The sequence below is a fragment of the Georgenia sp. Marseille-Q6866 genome, from assembly GCF_965111665.1.
The window spans coordinates 212,342-227,675 of the sequence record NZ_CBCOOR010000002.1 but is presented as its reverse complement, the minus strand read 5'-3'; the positions used below and the strand labels follow the sequence as shown (position 1 = coordinate 227,675).

The 15,334-nt window shown below is 72.0% G+C and carries 12 protein-coding genes; 8 read left to right on the top strand and 4 right to left on the bottom strand.

The features are described from left to right. Positions 1–117 precede the first annotated feature (117 nt). A complete protein-coding gene (locus tag ACWPXV_RS02970; RefSeq protein WP_454083823.1) occupies positions 118–2,151 on the top strand; it encodes a metallophosphoesterase in 2,034 nt (677 codons plus the stop codon). 58 nt (positions 2,152–2,209) lie between these two features. Further along, complete coding sequence (thiD, locus tag ACWPXV_RS02965; protein ID WP_454083822.1) at positions 2,210–3,010, top strand: bifunctional hydroxymethylpyrimidine kinase/phosphomethylpyrimidine kinase; 801 nt, start codon at positions 2,210–2,212, stop codon at positions 3,008–3,010. A gap of 101 nt (positions 3,011–3,111) precedes the next feature. On the opposite strand, the gene ACWPXV_RS02960 is transcribed toward thiD, so the two are convergent. Both ACWPXV_RS02960 and ACWPXV_RS02955 read right to left on the bottom strand, forming a co-directional pair. Then, on the bottom strand, positions 3,112–4,446 hold the full coding sequence (locus ACWPXV_RS02960; RefSeq protein WP_454083821.1) for an MFS transporter: 1,335 nt from the start codon (positions 4,444–4,446) through the stop codon (positions 3,112–3,114). Continuing rightward, a complete protein-coding gene (locus tag ACWPXV_RS02955) occupies positions 4,443–4,904 on the bottom strand; it encodes a MarR family winged helix-turn-helix transcriptional regulator (RefSeq protein ID WP_454083820.1) in 462 nt (153 codons plus the stop codon). The genes ACWPXV_RS02960 and ACWPXV_RS02955 overlap by 4 nt, the downstream gene beginning before the upstream one ends. Before the next feature lie 146 nt (positions 4,905–5,050). On the opposite strand from ACWPXV_RS02955, the gene ACWPXV_RS02950 reads away from it, so the two are divergent. Continuing rightward, the gene (locus tag ACWPXV_RS02950) at positions 5,051–6,295 is read left to right on the top strand and encodes a cobalamin-independent methionine synthase II family protein (protein ID WP_454083819.1); all 1,245 of its coding nucleotides are present in this window, start codon (positions 5,051–5,053) and stop codon (positions 6,293–6,295) included. A gap of 391 nt (positions 6,296–6,686) precedes the next feature. On the opposite strand, the gene ACWPXV_RS02945 is transcribed toward ACWPXV_RS02950, so the two are convergent. Further along, on the bottom strand, positions 6,687–8,150 hold the full coding sequence (locus ACWPXV_RS02945; protein WP_454083818.1) for an NCS2 family permease: 1,464 nt from the start codon (positions 8,148–8,150) through the stop codon (positions 6,687–6,689). A 126-nt stretch (positions 8,151–8,276) separates the two neighbouring features. Here ACWPXV_RS02945 and ACWPXV_RS02940 point away from each other — a divergent pair, with 126 nt between their 5' ends. After that, positions 8,277–8,516 carry a DUF2530 domain-containing protein gene (locus ACWPXV_RS02940; protein ID WP_454083817.1) on the top strand — a complete coding sequence of 80 codons (240 nt, stop codon included), beginning with the start codon at positions 8,277–8,279 and terminating at the stop codon, positions 8,514–8,516. Here ACWPXV_RS02940 and ACWPXV_RS02935 read toward each other — a convergent pair. Next, complete coding sequence (locus ACWPXV_RS02935) at positions 8,513–9,520, bottom strand: LacI family DNA-binding transcriptional regulator (RefSeq protein WP_454083816.1); 1,008 nt, start codon at positions 9,518–9,520, stop codon at positions 8,513–8,515. The two genes, ACWPXV_RS02940 and ACWPXV_RS02935, sit on opposite strands and share 4 nt — an antisense overlap. A 110-nt stretch (positions 9,521–9,630) precedes the next feature. On the opposite strand from ACWPXV_RS02935, the gene ACWPXV_RS02930 reads away from it, so the two are divergent. The 4 genes from ACWPXV_RS02930 (at position 9,631) to ACWPXV_RS02915 (ending at position 15,175) form a co-directional block, all read left to right on the top strand. Further along, positions 9,631–10,932 carry an ABC transporter substrate-binding protein gene (locus ACWPXV_RS02930; RefSeq protein WP_454083815.1) on the top strand — a complete coding sequence of 434 codons (1,302 nt, stop codon included), beginning with the start codon at positions 9,631–9,633 and terminating at the stop codon, positions 10,930–10,932. Positions 10,933–11,056: 124 nt separating this feature from the next. Then, the gene (locus tag ACWPXV_RS02925) at positions 11,057–11,911 is read left to right on the top strand and encodes a carbohydrate ABC transporter permease (protein ID WP_454083814.1); all 855 of its coding nucleotides are present in this window, start codon (positions 11,057–11,059) and stop codon (positions 11,909–11,911) included. After that, positions 11,908–12,801 carry a carbohydrate ABC transporter permease gene (locus tag ACWPXV_RS02920; protein ID WP_454083813.1) on the top strand — a complete coding sequence of 298 codons (894 nt, stop codon included), beginning with the start codon at positions 11,908–11,910 and terminating at the stop codon, positions 12,799–12,801. The genes ACWPXV_RS02925 and ACWPXV_RS02920 overlap by 4 nt, the downstream gene beginning before the upstream one ends. A gap of 145 nt (positions 12,802–12,946) precedes the next feature. After that, the gene (locus ACWPXV_RS02915; protein ID WP_454083891.1) at positions 12,947–15,175 is read left to right on the top strand and encodes a beta-xylosidase/alpha-l-arabinosidase; all 2,229 of its coding nucleotides are present in this window, start codon (positions 12,947–12,949) and stop codon (positions 15,173–15,175) included. The last annotated feature ends 159 nt before the right edge of the window (positions 15,176–15,334 follow it).

The window sequence follows — 15,334 nt, the reverse complement described above, 5'->3', positions numbered from 1 at the left end:
CGGACCCGCGCGCTCACCCCAGGCCCACCTCAGGACTCCCTCAAGATCTCCTGCCGGGGCGGCACCGTCCCCTCCGTCCGGCGCGTGGATGTCGGCGCCCTCTGCTTCGATGTGCGCATGGTCACAGTCCGCCCGTCCACCCCCGCCCGCGCGTGCGCGCTCGGCGCCGCTGCCGCTCTCGCCGTCTCCGCCCTCGCCGGTGTCCCCGCGAGCGCCGCCACCGACGACTTCCGCGTCCAGCCCTACCTGCAGAGCCCGACGACGGACTCGATGCTCGTCACCTGGTTCTCCTGGGAGGAGGAGCCCGGTGAGCTGCAGCTGGCCGGACGGGAGCCCGTCGCCTCGACCCCGGAGCTGCAGGCCCATCTCGACTGGACCGACAACAACCGGCAGCAGGCGGTGGACCACCCGGAGTGGGGCGACTGGTTCCGCGAGGGGCGCGCCTACCGGCACCAGGTGCGGGTCGAGGGCCTCGAGCCGGGGACCGAGTACGAGTACCTCGTACGACAGGGCGACTCGGAGGTGCGCAGCACCTTGACCACCGCCCCGAGCCGGGAGGACTGGGACCACATCAGGTTCACCGCGATGTCGGACTCGGAGACCGAGCCCGCGGGCCGTGTCACCCACCGCGAGTGGGTGCCGGGCGCGGTCGCCGACGGCAGCGAGCGGCCCTCCCCCACCGACTCGCGGTGGGCGCAGACCTTCGGCTCCGAGGACCGGCAGGGCGAGCGCATCCTGCGCTACGCGCTCACCGAGGACGAGGGGTTCGCGTCCAACATGGGCATCGTCGCCGACCGCGACCCCGACCTCATGCTCTTCGCGGGGGACCTCGTCCAGGGCGGCGGCTTCCAGCCGGCGTGGGACGAGTGGTTCAGGTACCTGAGCGGGGACGCGGGCCAGACCGCCCAGAGCCGCCCGGTCGTCACCGCCCTCGGCAACTGGGAGCCCTTCGGCGCCTCCGACGGCGAGTACACGATCCCGGCCGTGATCGACGGCCGAGCGTCCTACCGCAGCTACTTCACCCCGCCCGGCAACGGCACCCCCGAGCACCAGAGCAACTACCACCGCATCGACTACGGCCCGCTCACCGTCCTCACCCTCGACTCGACCAAGGGGCTGCCCGACGACCACCGCGACAACTACCCGGAGGACGAACGGCTCACCGGGCGGGAGTACACCGGCCCCGGGGCGGACACGCAGTCGAGCTACACCTCCACCGCCTACGAGGCCGGCGGCGGCACGGACCTGTCGCCCTACAACCCGGGCAGCGTGCAGTGGGAGTGGGCGCAGGAGCAGCTCGCCGACGCCCGGGAGCGCGGCCAGGTCGTCGTCGTCCAGTTCCACCACGCCCCCTACTCCTCCGGGGAGCACGGCCTTCCCATGAACCACGAGGAGTCCTCCGGCCAGGGCGGCCCGCCCATGCGGGTGTACAGCGAGATGTTCGAGGAGTACGGCGTGGCCGCCGTGATCTCGGGCCACTCGGAGATGTTCGAGCGCTCCTGGGTCGACGCCGACGGCGACGGCCAGGGCATCCACTACTACGACGTCGGCGTCGCCGGGGACGGGCTGCGCGGCGAGCGGCACGAGAACGGCAACCTCCTGTCCGAGCCGCTGCTCGGGTACAACCCCTACCGCGTATGGTCGGCCGACCAGTCCGAGCCGGAGGTCTGGGACGGTGAGCGGCTCGTGGACGGCGGCAAGCACTACGGGCACCTCGAGGTCAACCTCGAGCGCAGCGAGGAGCCGGGAGTCGCCGCGACGATGACTCTCACCCCCGTCTACTCCTTCCCGCTCCTCGACGACGACCTCGCCGTGCTCGGCACCGAGCGGCGCACCTACGACGACGAGGTCGTCCTCGTCGTCGGCGAGGACGGCACGGTCCTGCCCGACGCGCCCGAGCCGACGCCCACCCCGGAACCGACGCCCGAGCCGACGCCCACCCCGGAACCGACGCCCGACCCGACGCCGACGCACAGCGCGCCGACGTCCGGTGGCGGTGCCGGCGACGAGACCACCCGGCCTGCCCCGTCGGCGGCGCCGGCTCCGGGCCGCCTGCCGAGCACGGGCGCGCCGGTCGGCGTCGCTGCTCTCGCGGTGCTCGTGCTGCTCGGTGGCGGGCTGGCCCTGCGACGGCACCGCGGGCGGGACTGACGTCCCGCGGGGAGGCATACCCTGGGTGGGTCCTTTTCCTCACGTACGGGAGCAGAACGTGACCCAGCTCGCCCTCGTCATCGCCGGCTCAGAGGCCACCGGCGGTGCAGGCATCCAGGCCGACATCCGGACCTACCAGCAGCTCGGCGTCTACGGGGTCGGGGCGATCACCTGCATCGTCTCCTTCGACCCGAAGAACGACTGGGCGCACCGCTTCGTGCCCGTCGCACCCGAGGTGATCGCCGACCAGATCGAGGCCGCCACCTCCACTCACGAGCTCGACGTCGTCAAGATCGGCATGCTCGGCACGCCCGCGACGATCGACGTCGTCGCCCGCGCGCTGCGCGCCCAGCCGTGGCGCCACGTCGTCCTGGACCCGGTGCTCATCTGCAAGGGCCAGGAGGCCGGTGCCGCGCTCGACACCGACACCGCGCTGCGCGAGCAGGTGCTGCCGCTGGCCACCGTCATCACCCCAAACATGTTCGAGGCCCGGACGCTGTCCGGCATGGACGAGATCTCCTCGGTCGACGACCTCGTCGAGGCCGCCCGGCGCATCCACGCGCTCGGACCGAAGTACGTGCTCGCCAAGGGCGGGGTCGAGCTGCCAGGGGACGACGCCGTCGACGTCCTGTTCGACGGCGAGGAGGTGACCATCCTGTCCGAGCCCAAGGTCGGTGAGGAGCGCGTCTCCGGCGCCGGCTGCACCCTCGCGGCCGCGACCGCGGCGGAGCTGGCCAAGGGCGCGAGCGTCCCCGACGCCGTCCGCACGGCCAAGGCCCTGGTGACCGCGGGCATCCACGCCCGCGTCAGCGCCAGGACGCCCTTCGCCTCCGTCTGGCAGGGCGCCTACACCGCCTGACCCCCCACCCCCTCCTCCGCATATGCGGGATTTCCGCAGTCGGCACACGACGTCCGGCCGCAGATACCCCGCATATGCGGAAGAGGTCGGGGGTGTCGCGGTCAGGCGAGGCCGGTGGCGTTCTCCGCGTCGGAGGCGCCGAGCCGAGCCTTGGCCTCCTCGCGCGAACGGGCGCGCTCGGTGGGGCCGACCATGCGCAGGTGCGGGCGGTGGCGCAGCCGGTAGGTCACCTCGACCTCCCAGTGCCGCTTGACCCAGAAGGCCGCAGCGACGGACACGAGGATCGCGGAGATCGAGCCCACGCCGACCGCCCAGCGGGCGTTGAAGGTCTCCCCGATCCACCCGACGACCGGCGCGCCGATCGGCGTCGTGCCGAGGAAGACCATCATGTACAGGCTCATCACCCGGCCCCGGAAGTGCGGGTCGGTGGACATCTGCACCGTGGCGTTCGCGGCGGTCATCATCGTGAGGGACGCGAAGCCCACCGGGATGGTCATGAGGGCGTAGAGCTCGTAGGTCGGCATGAGCGCCATGAGGCCGGAGGCGACGCCGAAGGCGAAGGCCGCCCCGAGCACCAGCCGGACCCGCGGCTGCTTGCGCCGGGCTGCCAGGAGCGCCCCGCCGAGCGAGCCGACCGCCATGATCGAGCCGAGGATGCCGTACTCGCCGGCGTCCCGCTGGAAGACCTCGCGGACCATGAGGGCGCTCGTCATCTGGAAGTTCAGGCCGAGAGCGCCCACGACACCGACGACGACCATGATCGTGAGGATGTCGGTGCGGCCCCGGACGTAGGCCATCCCCTCACGGATCTGCCCCTTGCCGCGGGAGGTGTGCGGCAGCTCGTGGAGCTCGTCCTTGCGCATGAGGGTGAGGGACAGGATCGTCGCGGCGAAGCTCAGCGCGTTGATGATGAAGATCCAGCCCGGGCCGACGACGGCGATGAGCAGGCCCGAGATGCCCGGGCCGATGAGCCGCGCGGCGTTGAAGGACGCGGAGTTGAGGCCCACCGCGTTGGGCAGGCTGGCCGGCGGCACCATCTCGGCGACGAAGGTCTGGCGCACCGGGTTGTCCAGCGCGGTGACGACGCCGAGCGTCAGCGCGAAGACGTAGACGTGCCACAGCTGCGCGTGACCGCCGAGCACGAGGAGGCCGAGCCCTGCCGCGAGCACCGCGAGCGCCGACTGCGTCCCGATGAGGAGCTTGCGCCTGGGGAGCCGGTCGGCGAGCAGCCCGCCGAAGGGGCTGAGCAGGAGCATGGGGAGGAACTGCAGCCCGGTGACGATGCCGATCGCCAGCCCGGAGTCGTCGGACAGGATCGTGAGGACGAGCCAGTCCTGGGCGATCCGCTGCATCCAGGTGCCGACGTTGGCCACGAGGGCGCCGGCGAACCACATCCGGTAGTTGAAGAACTTCAGGGAGGCGAAGGTCGACCTCATACGTGGGCGACCTCCCGGAGGATCGCGACGGCCTTCTCGACGGTAGCGCGCTCGTCGGCGGTGAGGTGGCGCAGCATCTCCTCCATCCACTCGGTGCGGCGGCGGCGGGTCTCGTCGACGACGGCGGTGCCGGCGTCGGTGAGCTCGATGTGCACCTGGCGCCCGTCGGTGGGGTGAGCGCTGCGCACGACAAGGCCGGCCGACTCGAGTGCCGCGATGGTGCGGGTCATGGTCGGCGGCTGGACGCCGTCCCGCTCGGCGAGGGCGCGCGGGGTGGAGGGTCCGTGGTGGGTCAGGCCGGCGAGCACGCAGTACTGGGCCTCGCTCAGCTCCCCCACGACGGCGGCGGAACGGATCTTGCGGGACAGTCGCAGGACCGTCACGCGCAGCTCCGTGGCGAGGTCGGGGTGCTGGCGGGTGCGGCTCGCCGTCGTCGTCGAGGGCGAGGGGTTCGTCATGTGACCAATTCTAGATCGTTAGTTCAGCGAACGAAACAGTTGTCGTGGTGAGGTCGCCCACGCCGGCGTTCTCGCCTACTAGGACGGCGACGACGACGGCGCCCGGCTCGCGGACAGGAGGCCCTCGCCGTGGGCCGGGTGCGAGCATGGAGGCGCCCGTCCACGACCCGGAGGTACCCGTGCGTTCCAGCGCCGACCGCATTCTCACCACCCACGCCGGCAGCCTGCCGCGCACCGCCGCCCTCCTCGAGGCCAACGCCGCCCGACAGGCGGGCGAGGGACCGGAGGACTTCGCCGGCTTCCTCGCCGGGGAGGTGACGGCCCTCGTCGAGCGGCAGCGGGCCGTGGGGATCGACGTCGTCGGCGACGGCGAGTACGGCAAGGCGATGAGCTCGCCGGTGGACTACGGCGCGTGGTGGTCCTACTCCTTCCAGCGCACCGGCGGCCTGGAGATCATCGACGACGCCTCCTGGGCCACCGCCGACGTCCAGTCCGCCCCCGGCGACACCCGGCTCACCGGCTTCCTCCACCGCCGCGACCGGCACATCTTCGCCGAGGCCTACGCGGACCCGACGTCCGGGATCTTCACCGGCGACCCCAAGGCCAGCCCGTTCCCCTCGTGCACCGGGCCGCTCAGCTACACCGGCCAGGACGCGATCGCCGCGGACATCGCCAACCTCAAGGCGGCGCTGGAGCGCACGGGCGCGGAGGAAGGGTTCATCACCGCCCTGTCCCCCGGCAGCGCCTCGCGCATCACCAACCGCCACTACGCGAGCGAGGAGGAGTTCGTCTACGCGTGGGCCGACGTCCTGCGCGAGGAGTACCGCGCGATCATCGACGCCGGGCTCGTCCTCCAGATCGACGACCCCTCGATCGCGGAGAACTTCGACCAGATCACCCCCGAGCCGAGCGTCGAGGACTACGTCGCCTTCACCCAGCTGAGGGTCGAGGCGCTGAACTACGCGCTGCGCGACCTGCCCGAGGACCGCATCCGCTTCCACCTGTGCTGGGGCAGCTGGCACGGCCCGCACACCACCGACATCGCGATGGCCGACATCGTGAGCACCATGCTCCAGATCAACGCCGGCGCCTACTCCTTCGAGGCGGGCAACGTGCGCCACGAGCACGAGTGGAAGGTGTGGCAGGACGTCGAGCTGCCCGAGGGCAAGCTCATCCTGCCCGGCGTCGTCTCCCACGCGACGAACGTCGTCGAGCACCCCGAGCTGGTCGCCGACCGCATCGAGCGCTTCGCGGCCGGTGTGGGCCGCGAGCGCGTCATCGCCTCGACGGACTGCGGGCTGGGCGGGCGGATCCACCCGCAGATCGCCTGGGCCAAGCTCGAGACCCTCTCCGCCGGCGCCGAGCTCGCCACCCGCCGCCTCTGGGGCTGACGCCTGCCAGCTCTGCCCGCACGGCCGCCCACCGCACAGCCGTCCTCTCACCCTGCGCCCGCTGGTCCACCATGCTCCCGGTCTACCGGCGGCACGGTGACACCGGCGGGCGCATGGTCGTGAGGGGCACTCTCGCGCGCGGGTTCCGCTCCGGCCGTGCGGCATGTGCCACAAACCGCCCGGCCGAGAGGGTCGCACAAGGCTGGACCCTTGACAGGAACTTCCGGAAGTCCCCTCACGCCTCGCTTGTGGCACGCAGCGGCGCATCACGGAGTCCCGGCGCGCCCCCGGAACGCACTGTGCGCCCCTCCCGCCACCATGCGCCCCGGTAGACCGGGAGCGTGGTGGCCCCTAGGGGCGCACAGTCGAGCGAGTGGAGAAGCGAGACGGCTCAGATGTCGAGGACCTGCTGGATGGGCCCGAGGGCGAAGTAGACGACGAAGAGCGCCGCGACCACCCACATGAGCCAGTGCACCTTGCGGGCCCCGCCCTTGCGCGTCGCCGCGAGGACGACGTAAGCGATGAAGCCGGCGCCGATGCCCACGGTGATCGAGTAGGCGAAGGGCATGAGGACGATCGTGAGGAAGGCCGGGATGGCGATCGCCATGTCCCGCCAGCTGATCTCGGTGACCTGCTGCATCATGAGGAAGCCGACGATGACGAGCGCCGGGGTCGCCGCCTCGTAGGGGACGAACTCGGCGAGCGGCGCGAGGAAGATCGCGAGCAGGAACGCGATGCCGGTGACGACCGAGGCCAGGCCGGTGCGCGCGCCGTCGCCCACGCCCGCGGCCGACTCGATGAAGCTCGTGTTCGACGAGACGCCCGCCGCGCCACCGGCGGCGGCCGCGAGGGAGTCGACGACGAGGATCTGACGGGTGTTCGGCGGGTTGCCGTCCTCATCGAGAAGCCCGCCCTCGGCGCCGATGGCGACCATCGTGCCCATGGTGTCGAAGAAGTCGGCGAGGAGGATCGAGAAGATGAGGAGCAGCGCCGCGACGACACCGATCTTGCCGAAGGCGCCGAAGAGCGAGAACTGGCCGAGCGTGCCGAAGTCCGGCGCCGCGACGACCGAGCCCTCGATGGCCGGGACGGTCAGGCCCCAGCCGCCGGCAGCACCCTCGGCCTGCGTGCCGACGTGCGCGACGGCCTCGATGATCCCGGCGAGCACCGTGGCGGTGACGATCCCGATGAGCATCGCCCCGCGCACGCCGCGGGCCATGAGCACCATGATGAGAAAGAGGCCGACGACGAAGACGACGGCGGGCCAGCCCACGAGGGAGCCGTCGATGCCGAGCTGGAGCGGGGTGCCACCGGGGCGGACGATGCCGGCGTTGACGAGGCCGACGAGCGCGATGAACAGGCCGATGCCGACGGAGATCGCGACCTTGAGCTGCTGCGGGACCGCCCGGAAGACGGCCTCACGCAGCCCGGTGAGGACGAGGATGAGGATGAGGATGCCCTCGAGGACGATGAGGCCCATGGCGTCGGCCCACGTCATGCCCGGCATCCCGACGACGGTGTACGCGAGCAGGGCGTTGATGCCCAGTCCGGCCGCGACGGCGAGGGGGAACTTGGCCACCGAGCCCATGAGGATGGACATGAGGCCCGCGACGAGCGCGGTACCGGCCGCGACCGCAGCCAGATTCGGCCCGTCGGTCCCCCCGCCGAGGTAGGCGCCGGTGGAGTCCGGCGTGGAGAGGATGAGGGGGTTGAGGACGAGGATGTAGGACATCGCGAAGAAGGTGACGATGCCTCCGCGGATCTCCTGCCCGACGGTCGAGCCGCGCTCGGAGATGCGGAAGTAGCGGTCGATCCAGCTGGGGTTCTGCGTGCGCGCCGGCGCCGGTGTGGACATGGCCCGCATGGTGCCAGAACCGGGCCCGGCCTCGTCGCCGGTGCTCACTCCTCAGGCGACGACGACGGCGCGTCCGGTGGCTGCGCGCCACCCGTCCCCGTGGACCCGGTCCCCTACCATCGAGCCATGCGCATCCCGGAGACCCGTTCGCAGGACCTGCCGCCGATGCGCGTCAACACGGTGACGATGTTTCTCGGCGGCACGGTCGTCTGGGTGGTCGCCCTCGTCGTCGTGCTCGTCCTCGAGGTGACCGGCCGCGAGCTCGACGGCGTCCGGGCGATCTGCCTCACCGGCATCGTCGTCGGCCTGCTCGGCATGCTCTGGGGCGCGAGCATGCAGCGTCGCGCCGCTCGGCGCCAGCGCTAGCGGCCGGGCACGGGCGCGGTGCTGCCGCGCTCGACGAGCCGGGTGGGCAGGCGCACGTGGGCGCGCGCGGCGTCGTCGCCGGCGATGAGGCGCACGAGCAGACCGACGGCCTCGGCGCCCATCTGCTGGATCGGCTGGGCGATGGTCGTGAGGGGTGGCGTGGCGGCGACGGCCTCGGGGACGTCGTCGAAGCCGACGACGGACAGGTCCTGCGGCACGCGCAGACCGACGTCGCGGGCCGCGTCGATCGTCGCGATCGCCATGAGGTCGTTGGCCGCGAAGACGGCGGTGGGACGGTCCGCCAGGCCGAGGATCTCGTGCGCGGGCCGGTCGGCGGTCTCGCGCCGGTAGCCGCCGACCCGCACGAGCCGCGGGTCGACCGCCAGCCCGGCTGCCGCCATGGCGCTGCGGAACCCCTCCTCGCGCATCCGCGAGCTCTCCAGGTCGGTGCGCCCGCCGAGGAAGGCGATGCGGCGGTGGCCGAGGGCGATGAGGTGCTCGGTGGCGAGGACGGCACCGGCGTCGTTGTCGGCGTCCACGGTCGCGATGCCCGTGGGGCCCTCGTGGGGGTCGATCGCGACGACTGGTACGTCGTCCCGGACCTCGACGACGGTGGGGGTGACGATGATGGCGCCGTCGATGAGGGTGCCGCTGAGCCGCGACAGCGAGCGCCGCTCCCAGCCGACGTCGCTGCCCGCGTGCGCGGTGCCGGAGTAGGCGAGCAGGTCGTAGCCGGTGGACGCGACCGCGGCCGAGGCCCCCTTGAGGATCTCGGCGCTGAAGGGCTCGAACTCGGCGACGAGGATGCCGATGACGTTCGTCCGGCTGCTGCGCAGGCTGCGCGCCACGAGCGAGGACTCGTAGCCGAGGCGCGAGATGACCTCCTGCACCCGCTCGCTCGTCGCGGCGGCGACCCCGTACCGGCCGTTGATGACCTTGGACACGGTCGCGACGGAGACGCCGGCACTGCGCGCCACATCCGTGATGGTCACCCGTTCGCTCATCCTCGTGACTCTACCGCTACGAAAACGTTATCGATAACGATTGACACGCGCGCGGAGCCCCTGCCACGCTGGCGCCACCCCCTGTCGACGACGACTGAAGGAACACCGACATGCTTCGCAGAAGAGCAGTCAGCATCACTGCGCTCGGCCTCAGCGCCGCGCTCGTCCTCGCCGCCTGCGGCGACAGCGAGGAACCCGACGCCACCTCGACCGGCGGCGACGGCGACTCGGTCACCCTGACGTGGTGGCACAACTCCAACAACGAGCCCGGCGTCAGCGTCTACGAGCAGGTCGCCGCGGACTTCGAGGCGGACAACCCCGGCGTCACGATCGAGATCACCCCGCTCGCGCACGAGGACATGCTCACGCGCCTCGACGCCGCCTTCCAGACCGGGGACACCCCCGACGTCTACATGGAGCGCGGCGGCGGCGAGCTCGCCTCCCACGTCGAGGCCGGGCTGACGATGGACCTCACCGACGTCGCTGCCGACACGATCGAGAAGCTCGGGTCGTCGGTCGACGGCTGGACCAACGAGGACCGCGTCTACGCGCTGCCCTTCTCGGTGGGCGTCGTCGGCTTCTGGTACAACACGGAGCTCTTCGAGCAGGCCGGGATCACCGAGGCCCCCACGACGATGGAGGAGCTCGACGCGGCCGTCGACGCCCTCAAGGGCGAAGGCATCGAGCCGATCTCCGTGGGCGCCGGCGACAAGTGGCCCGCCGCGCACTACTGGTACTACTTCGCGCTGCGCCAGTGCAGCCAGGATGTCCTCACCGAGGCGGTCACCTCCCTCGACTTCTCCGACCCGTGCTTCGTCGCGGCCGGCGAGGACCTCGAGGCGCTCGTCGCCACGGAGCCCTTCAACACGGGCTTCCTCGCCACCCCCGCCCAGACCGGACCCACCTCCGCGTCCGGCCTCCTCGCCACCGAGCAGGTCGCGATGGAGCTGGCCGGCCACTGGGAGCCCGGCGTCATGCAGGGCCTCACCGAGGACAACGAGGGTCTGGGCGAGAAGACCGGCTGGTTCCCCTTCCCCGCCGTCGACGGTGGACAGGGCGACCCGGAGGCCGCGCTCGGCGGCGGTGACGCGTGGGCGTGCTCGAACGACGCCCCCGACGCCTGCGTCGACTTCATCACCTACCTGCTCAGCGACGAGGTCCAGCAGACCTTCGCCGAGAACGACATGGGCCTGCCGACCAACCCGGCCGCGATCGACTCCGTGTCCGACCCGGCCCTGGCCGACCTCCTCGCGTTCCGCGACCAGGCCCCCTTCGTCCAGCTCTACTTCGACACCGCCTTCGGGGAGAACGTCGGCGGCGCGATGAACGACGAGATCGCCCTGGTCTTCGCCGGCCAGTCCTCCGCGCAGGGCATCGTCGACGCCATCCAGGCCGCGGCAGACCTGGGATGAGTGACGTGGCAGACGACGTGACCCGGCCGGGTGTCGCCGCTGCCACGCTGCCGGAGCCCCGTCCCGCCTCTCCGGCCAGTGGCGCAAGCGCCTGGAGATCGCCTTCTTCGTCGGACCGGCACTGGTGCTGTTCGCGCTGTTCGTCGTCGTCCCCGTCGTCCAGGCGGTGCGCTACTCGGCCTACAGCTGGAACGGCCTGGGCCCGCTCGACGACTTCGTCGGCCTGGCGAACTACACCCGCGCCCTGCAGGACCAGATCTTCACCAGCGCGGTCATGCACAACCTCACGATCGTCGTCCTGTCGATCCTCATCCAGCTGCCCCTCGGCCTGGGGATCGCGCTCCTGCTAAACCGCGAGATGTGGGGCCGTTCCTTCCTCCGGGTCGTCATCTTCGTCCCCTACGTCCTGGCGGAGGTCGTCGCCGGTGTCGTGTGGTTCATGCTGCTGCAGCCCAACGGGCCGGTGGACGCCGCGCTGGAGGCCGTCGGGCTCGGCAGCCTCGTCCAGGTGTGGCTCGGGGACCCCGACATCGCCCTCTACACCGTCATGGTCGTCCTCACCTGGAAGTACCTGGGCCTCGCCGTCATCCTCTTCCTCGCGGGGCTCCAGGGCGTGCCGCCCGAGCTCTACGAGGCGGCGCAGATCGACGGCGCCTCGTGGTGGCAGGTGCAGCGCCGCATCACCGTGCCGCTCCTCGGACCGACCATTCGCACGTGGGGCTTCCTCTCGATGATCGGCTCGCTCCAGCTCTTCGACATGGTCTGGATCCTCACCAAGGGCGGGCCGGCGAACTCGACGATCACGATGGCGATCTACCTCATCAACCAGGGGACGAACCGGAGCCTGTACGGCTACGCCTCCGCCGTCGCCGTCCTCCTCTTCGTCATCTCCCTCGTCCTCGCGCTCACCTACCAGCGCCTCATCCTGCGGCGTGACACCGACATGCCCCGCACCACCCGGAAGAAGGTGACCCGATGACCGCCGTGGTGCCCGTCTCCCGGCCGGAGGAGAGCGTCGAGCCGGACCCGCAGCGTCGCCGACGCAGCAACGCGTTCAGCGGCGGCAACCCGCTCGTCTACGGGATCGCGCTCGTCGTCGTCGCGGCCACGCTGGCCCCCGTGATCTACGCCGTGCTCGGCGGCTTCCGCAGCAACGCCCAGCTCGCGTCCGACCCGGTGAGCTTCCCCGACCCGTGGGTGCTGAGCAACTACACGAACGTCATCACGTCGGCGAGCTTCTGGCGCTTCGCCCTCAACTCGACGATCGTCTCGCTCATCACGACGGCGGTCGTCGTCGTCTTCGGGATCATGGCGGCCTACCCGCTGGCGCGCTACACCTTCAAGGGCCGCGAGTCGCTCTTCCTCGTCTTCGTGCTCGGCCTGCTCTTTCCGCTGACCGTCGCGATCATCCCGCTCTTCCTCATGGTCCGGGACCTGGGCCTCACCAACAGCGTGTGGGGCGTGGCGCTGCCGCAGGCGGCCTTCGCCCTGCCGATGACCGTCGTCATCCTGCGGCCCTTCCTCATGGCGCTGCCCAAGGAGCTGGAGGAGGCCGCACTGCTCGACGGCGCCAGCCGCATCGGCTTCTTCTGGCGCATCCTGCTGCCCCTGTCCGGGCCCGGCATGGTGACGGTCGGCGTCCTCGCCTTCGTCGCCTCCTGGAACGCCTACCTGCTGCCGCTGCTCGTCCTCAACGACCCCTCGTCCCAGACCCTGCCGCTCGGTGTGGCGAGCTTCTCCACCGAGCACGCGCAGGACACCGCCGGCGTCCTCGCCTTCACCTCCCTGGCGATGATCCCCGCCCTCGTCTTCTTCCTCACGGCCCAGAAGCGGATCGTCAACGGCCTCCAGGGCGCCGTCAAGGGCTGAGGCCAGCACCACCCCGTCCCGGCCGAGCCGGGCCCCGAACGAAGGAACACCCGTGACCGACACCGTCCCCGTCCAGCAGGACACCCTGGCCCCCGGCGCTCACCAGGAGCCTGCGAGCGCCCGCGTGCGGGAGCTCCTCGACGCGATGACCCTCGAGGAGAAGCTCGCGCAGATCGTCGGCCTGTGGGTGGGCGCCGGCTCGGACGGCGAGGTCGTGGCCCCGCTCCAGGACGCGATGCTCGATGAGGCGCCCCGCTTCACCGAGTTCGCCCGGCACGGGCTGGGCCACCTCACGCGGGTCTTCGGCACGCGCCCGGTCGAGCCCGCCGTCGGCCGCCGCGCCCTGCTGGAGTCCCAGCGCTGGCTGGTGGAGAACACCCGCCTCGGCATCCCGGCCATCGCCCACGAGGAGTGCCTCACCGGCGTGGCCGCCTGGCGCGCCGCGACCTTCCCCACCCCGCTCGCTTGGGGCGCGGCCTTCGACCCCGCGCTCGTCGAGGAGATGGCCGCCGCGATCGGTCAGTCCATGGCCGCCCTCGGGGTGCACCAGGGGCTCTCGCCCGTCCTCGACGTCGTCCGCGACGCGCGCTGGGGCCGGGTCGAGGAGTGCATCGGTGAGGACCCCTACCTCGTGGGCACCGTCGGCACCGCCTACGTGCGCGGCCTGCAGAGCACCGGGATCCACGCGACCCTCAAGCACCTCGTCGGCTACTCCGCCTCCCGCGCCGGGCGCAACCTCGCCCCCGTCAGCGCCGGGCCCCGCGAGATCGCCGACGTCCTCCTGCCGCCCTTCGAGATGGCGGTGCGCGACGGCGGTGCCCGCTCGGTCATGCACGCCTACACGGAGATCGACGGCGTGCCCGTCGCGGCCGACCCGGAGATCCTCACCGGCCTGCTCCGCGAGCAGTGGGGCTTCGACGGGACCGTCGTCGCCGACTACTTCGGCGTCGCCTTCCTCCACCTCCTGCACGGCGTGGCCGCCAACCCCGGCCACGCGGCCCAGCTCGCCCTCGCTGCCGGGATCGACGTCGAGCTGCCCACCGGCAACGCCTACCTCGCCCCGCTCCGCGAGCGCATCGAGGACGGGCGCACCCCGATCGAGCTCGTCGACCGCGCCGTGCTGCGCGTGCTGCGTCAGAAGGAGGAGCTCGGCCTGCTCGACGCGGACTTCTCCGCCGACGCCCCCGAGGGCGAGATCGACCTCGACCCGCCGCACCACCGCGCCCTCGCGCAGCGGCTCGCCGAGGAGTCGGTCGTGCTCCTGAGCAACGACGGCACCCTGCCGCTGGCCGCCCCGGCGCGCGTCGCCGTCGTCGGCCCGAACGCGCACCGCGTGCCGGCGCTCTTCGGCTGCTACTCCTTCGTCAACCACGTCATCCCGCAGCACCCCGGCACGGAGGACGGCATCGCCGCCCCCACCGTGCTCGAGGCGCTGCGCACGGAGGGGGTCGAGGCCACCTACGCCGCCGGCTGCGCCGTGGACGACGACGACCGCTCCGGGATCCCCGAGGCGGTGGCACTCGCCGCGGAGGCGGAGGTCGCCGTCGTCGTCGTCGGTGACCAGTCCGGGCTCTTCGGGCGCGGGACCGTCGGTGAGGGCTGCGACCGCGACGACCTCGAGCTGCCCGGTGTGCAGCGCGAGCTCGTCGAGGCGGTGCTCGCCACGGGCACCCCGGTCGTGCTCGTCCTGCTCACCGGCCGCCCCTACGTCGTGGACTGGGCGCTGGAGCGGGCCGCCGCCGTCGTCCAGAGCTTCTTCCCCGGCGAGGCGGGCGGCGCGGCGCTGGCCGGCGTGCTCACCGGGCGGGTCAACCCCTCCGGGCGCCTGCCCGTGAGCATGCCCCGGTCGGCCGGCTCCCAGCCCTACTCCTACCTGCACCCCGCGCTCGCCGGCCCGTCCTCGACGACGAACCTCGACCCCACCCCCGCGCTGCCCTTCGGGCACGGGCTCGGCTACACGACCTTCGCCCGGACCGGGCTGGAGGTCGCCGCGCCGGAGGTGGCGACCGACGGCAGCATCGAGGTGTCCGTGCGGGTGCGCAACACCGGCGAGCGGGCGGGGACCGACGTCGTCCAGCTCTACGGGCGCGACGTCGTCGGCACCGTCACCCGGCCGGTTGCCCAGCTCCTCGGCTACTGCCGCGTCGACCTGGAGCCCGGCGAGGAGGTGACCGTCCACCTCACCGTCCCCACGACGCGCCTCGCCTTCAGCGACCGCCGCATGGTCCGGGTCGTGGAGCCGGGCACCGTCGAGCTGTGGGTCGGGCCGAGCTGCGCCGAGCGCGAGACCGAGGCCGCCGTCGAGCTCGTCGGCGGCGTCCACGAGATCCGTCCGCAGGACCCCCGCCTCACCCGCACCGAAACCACCCGCTGACACTCCCTCGCACCCCGCCCCGCCCCGCCCCTCCCCTCCCCGCCGAGCGCTGACTTGTTACTCCTCGAACGCCTCCCCGCCGCCGAGCGCTGACTTGTTACTCCTCGAACGCCTCCGCGCCGCCGAGCGCTGACGTGTTACTCGTCCAGCGTCCCGCTC

Bases quoted from the DNA above. Each gene is read 5' to 3' on its own strand.
- ACWPXV_RS02970 (WP_454083823.1), top strand. From the start codon at position 118: ATGGTCACAGTCCGCCCGTCCACCCCCGCCCGCGCGTGCGCGCTCGGC.
- ACWPXV_RS02960 (WP_454083821.1), bottom strand. From the start codon at position 4,446: ATGAGGTCGACCTTCGCCTCCCTGAAGTTCTTCAACTACCGGATGTGG.
- ACWPXV_RS02955 (WP_454083820.1), bottom strand. From the start codon at position 4,904: ATGACGAACCCCTCGCCCTCGACGACGACGGCGAGCCGCACCCGCCAG.
- ACWPXV_RS02950 (WP_454083819.1), top strand. From the start codon at position 5,051: ATGGAGGCGCCCGTCCACGACCCGGAGGTACCCGTGCGTTCCAGCGCC.
- ACWPXV_RS02945 (WP_454083818.1), bottom strand. From the start codon at position 8,150: ATGTCCACACCGGCGCCGGCGCGCACGCAGAACCCCAGCTGGATCGAC.
- ACWPXV_RS02940 (WP_454083817.1), top strand. From the start codon at position 8,277: ATGCGCATCCCGGAGACCCGTTCGCAGGACCTGCCGCCGATGCGCGTC.
- ACWPXV_RS02935 (WP_454083816.1), bottom strand. From the start codon at position 9,520: ATGAGCGAACGGGTGACCATCACGGATGTGGCGCGCAGTGCCGGCGTC.
- ACWPXV_RS02930 (WP_454083815.1), top strand. From the start codon at position 9,631: ATGCTTCGCAGAAGAGCAGTCAGCATCACTGCGCTCGGCCTCAGCGCC.
- ACWPXV_RS02920 (WP_454083813.1), top strand. From the start codon at position 11,908: ATGACCGCCGTGGTGCCCGTCTCCCGGCCGGAGGAGAGCGTCGAGCCG.
- ACWPXV_RS02915 (WP_454083891.1), top strand. From the start codon at position 12,947: ATGACCCTCGAGGAGAAGCTCGCGCAGATCGTCGGCCTGTGGGTGGGC.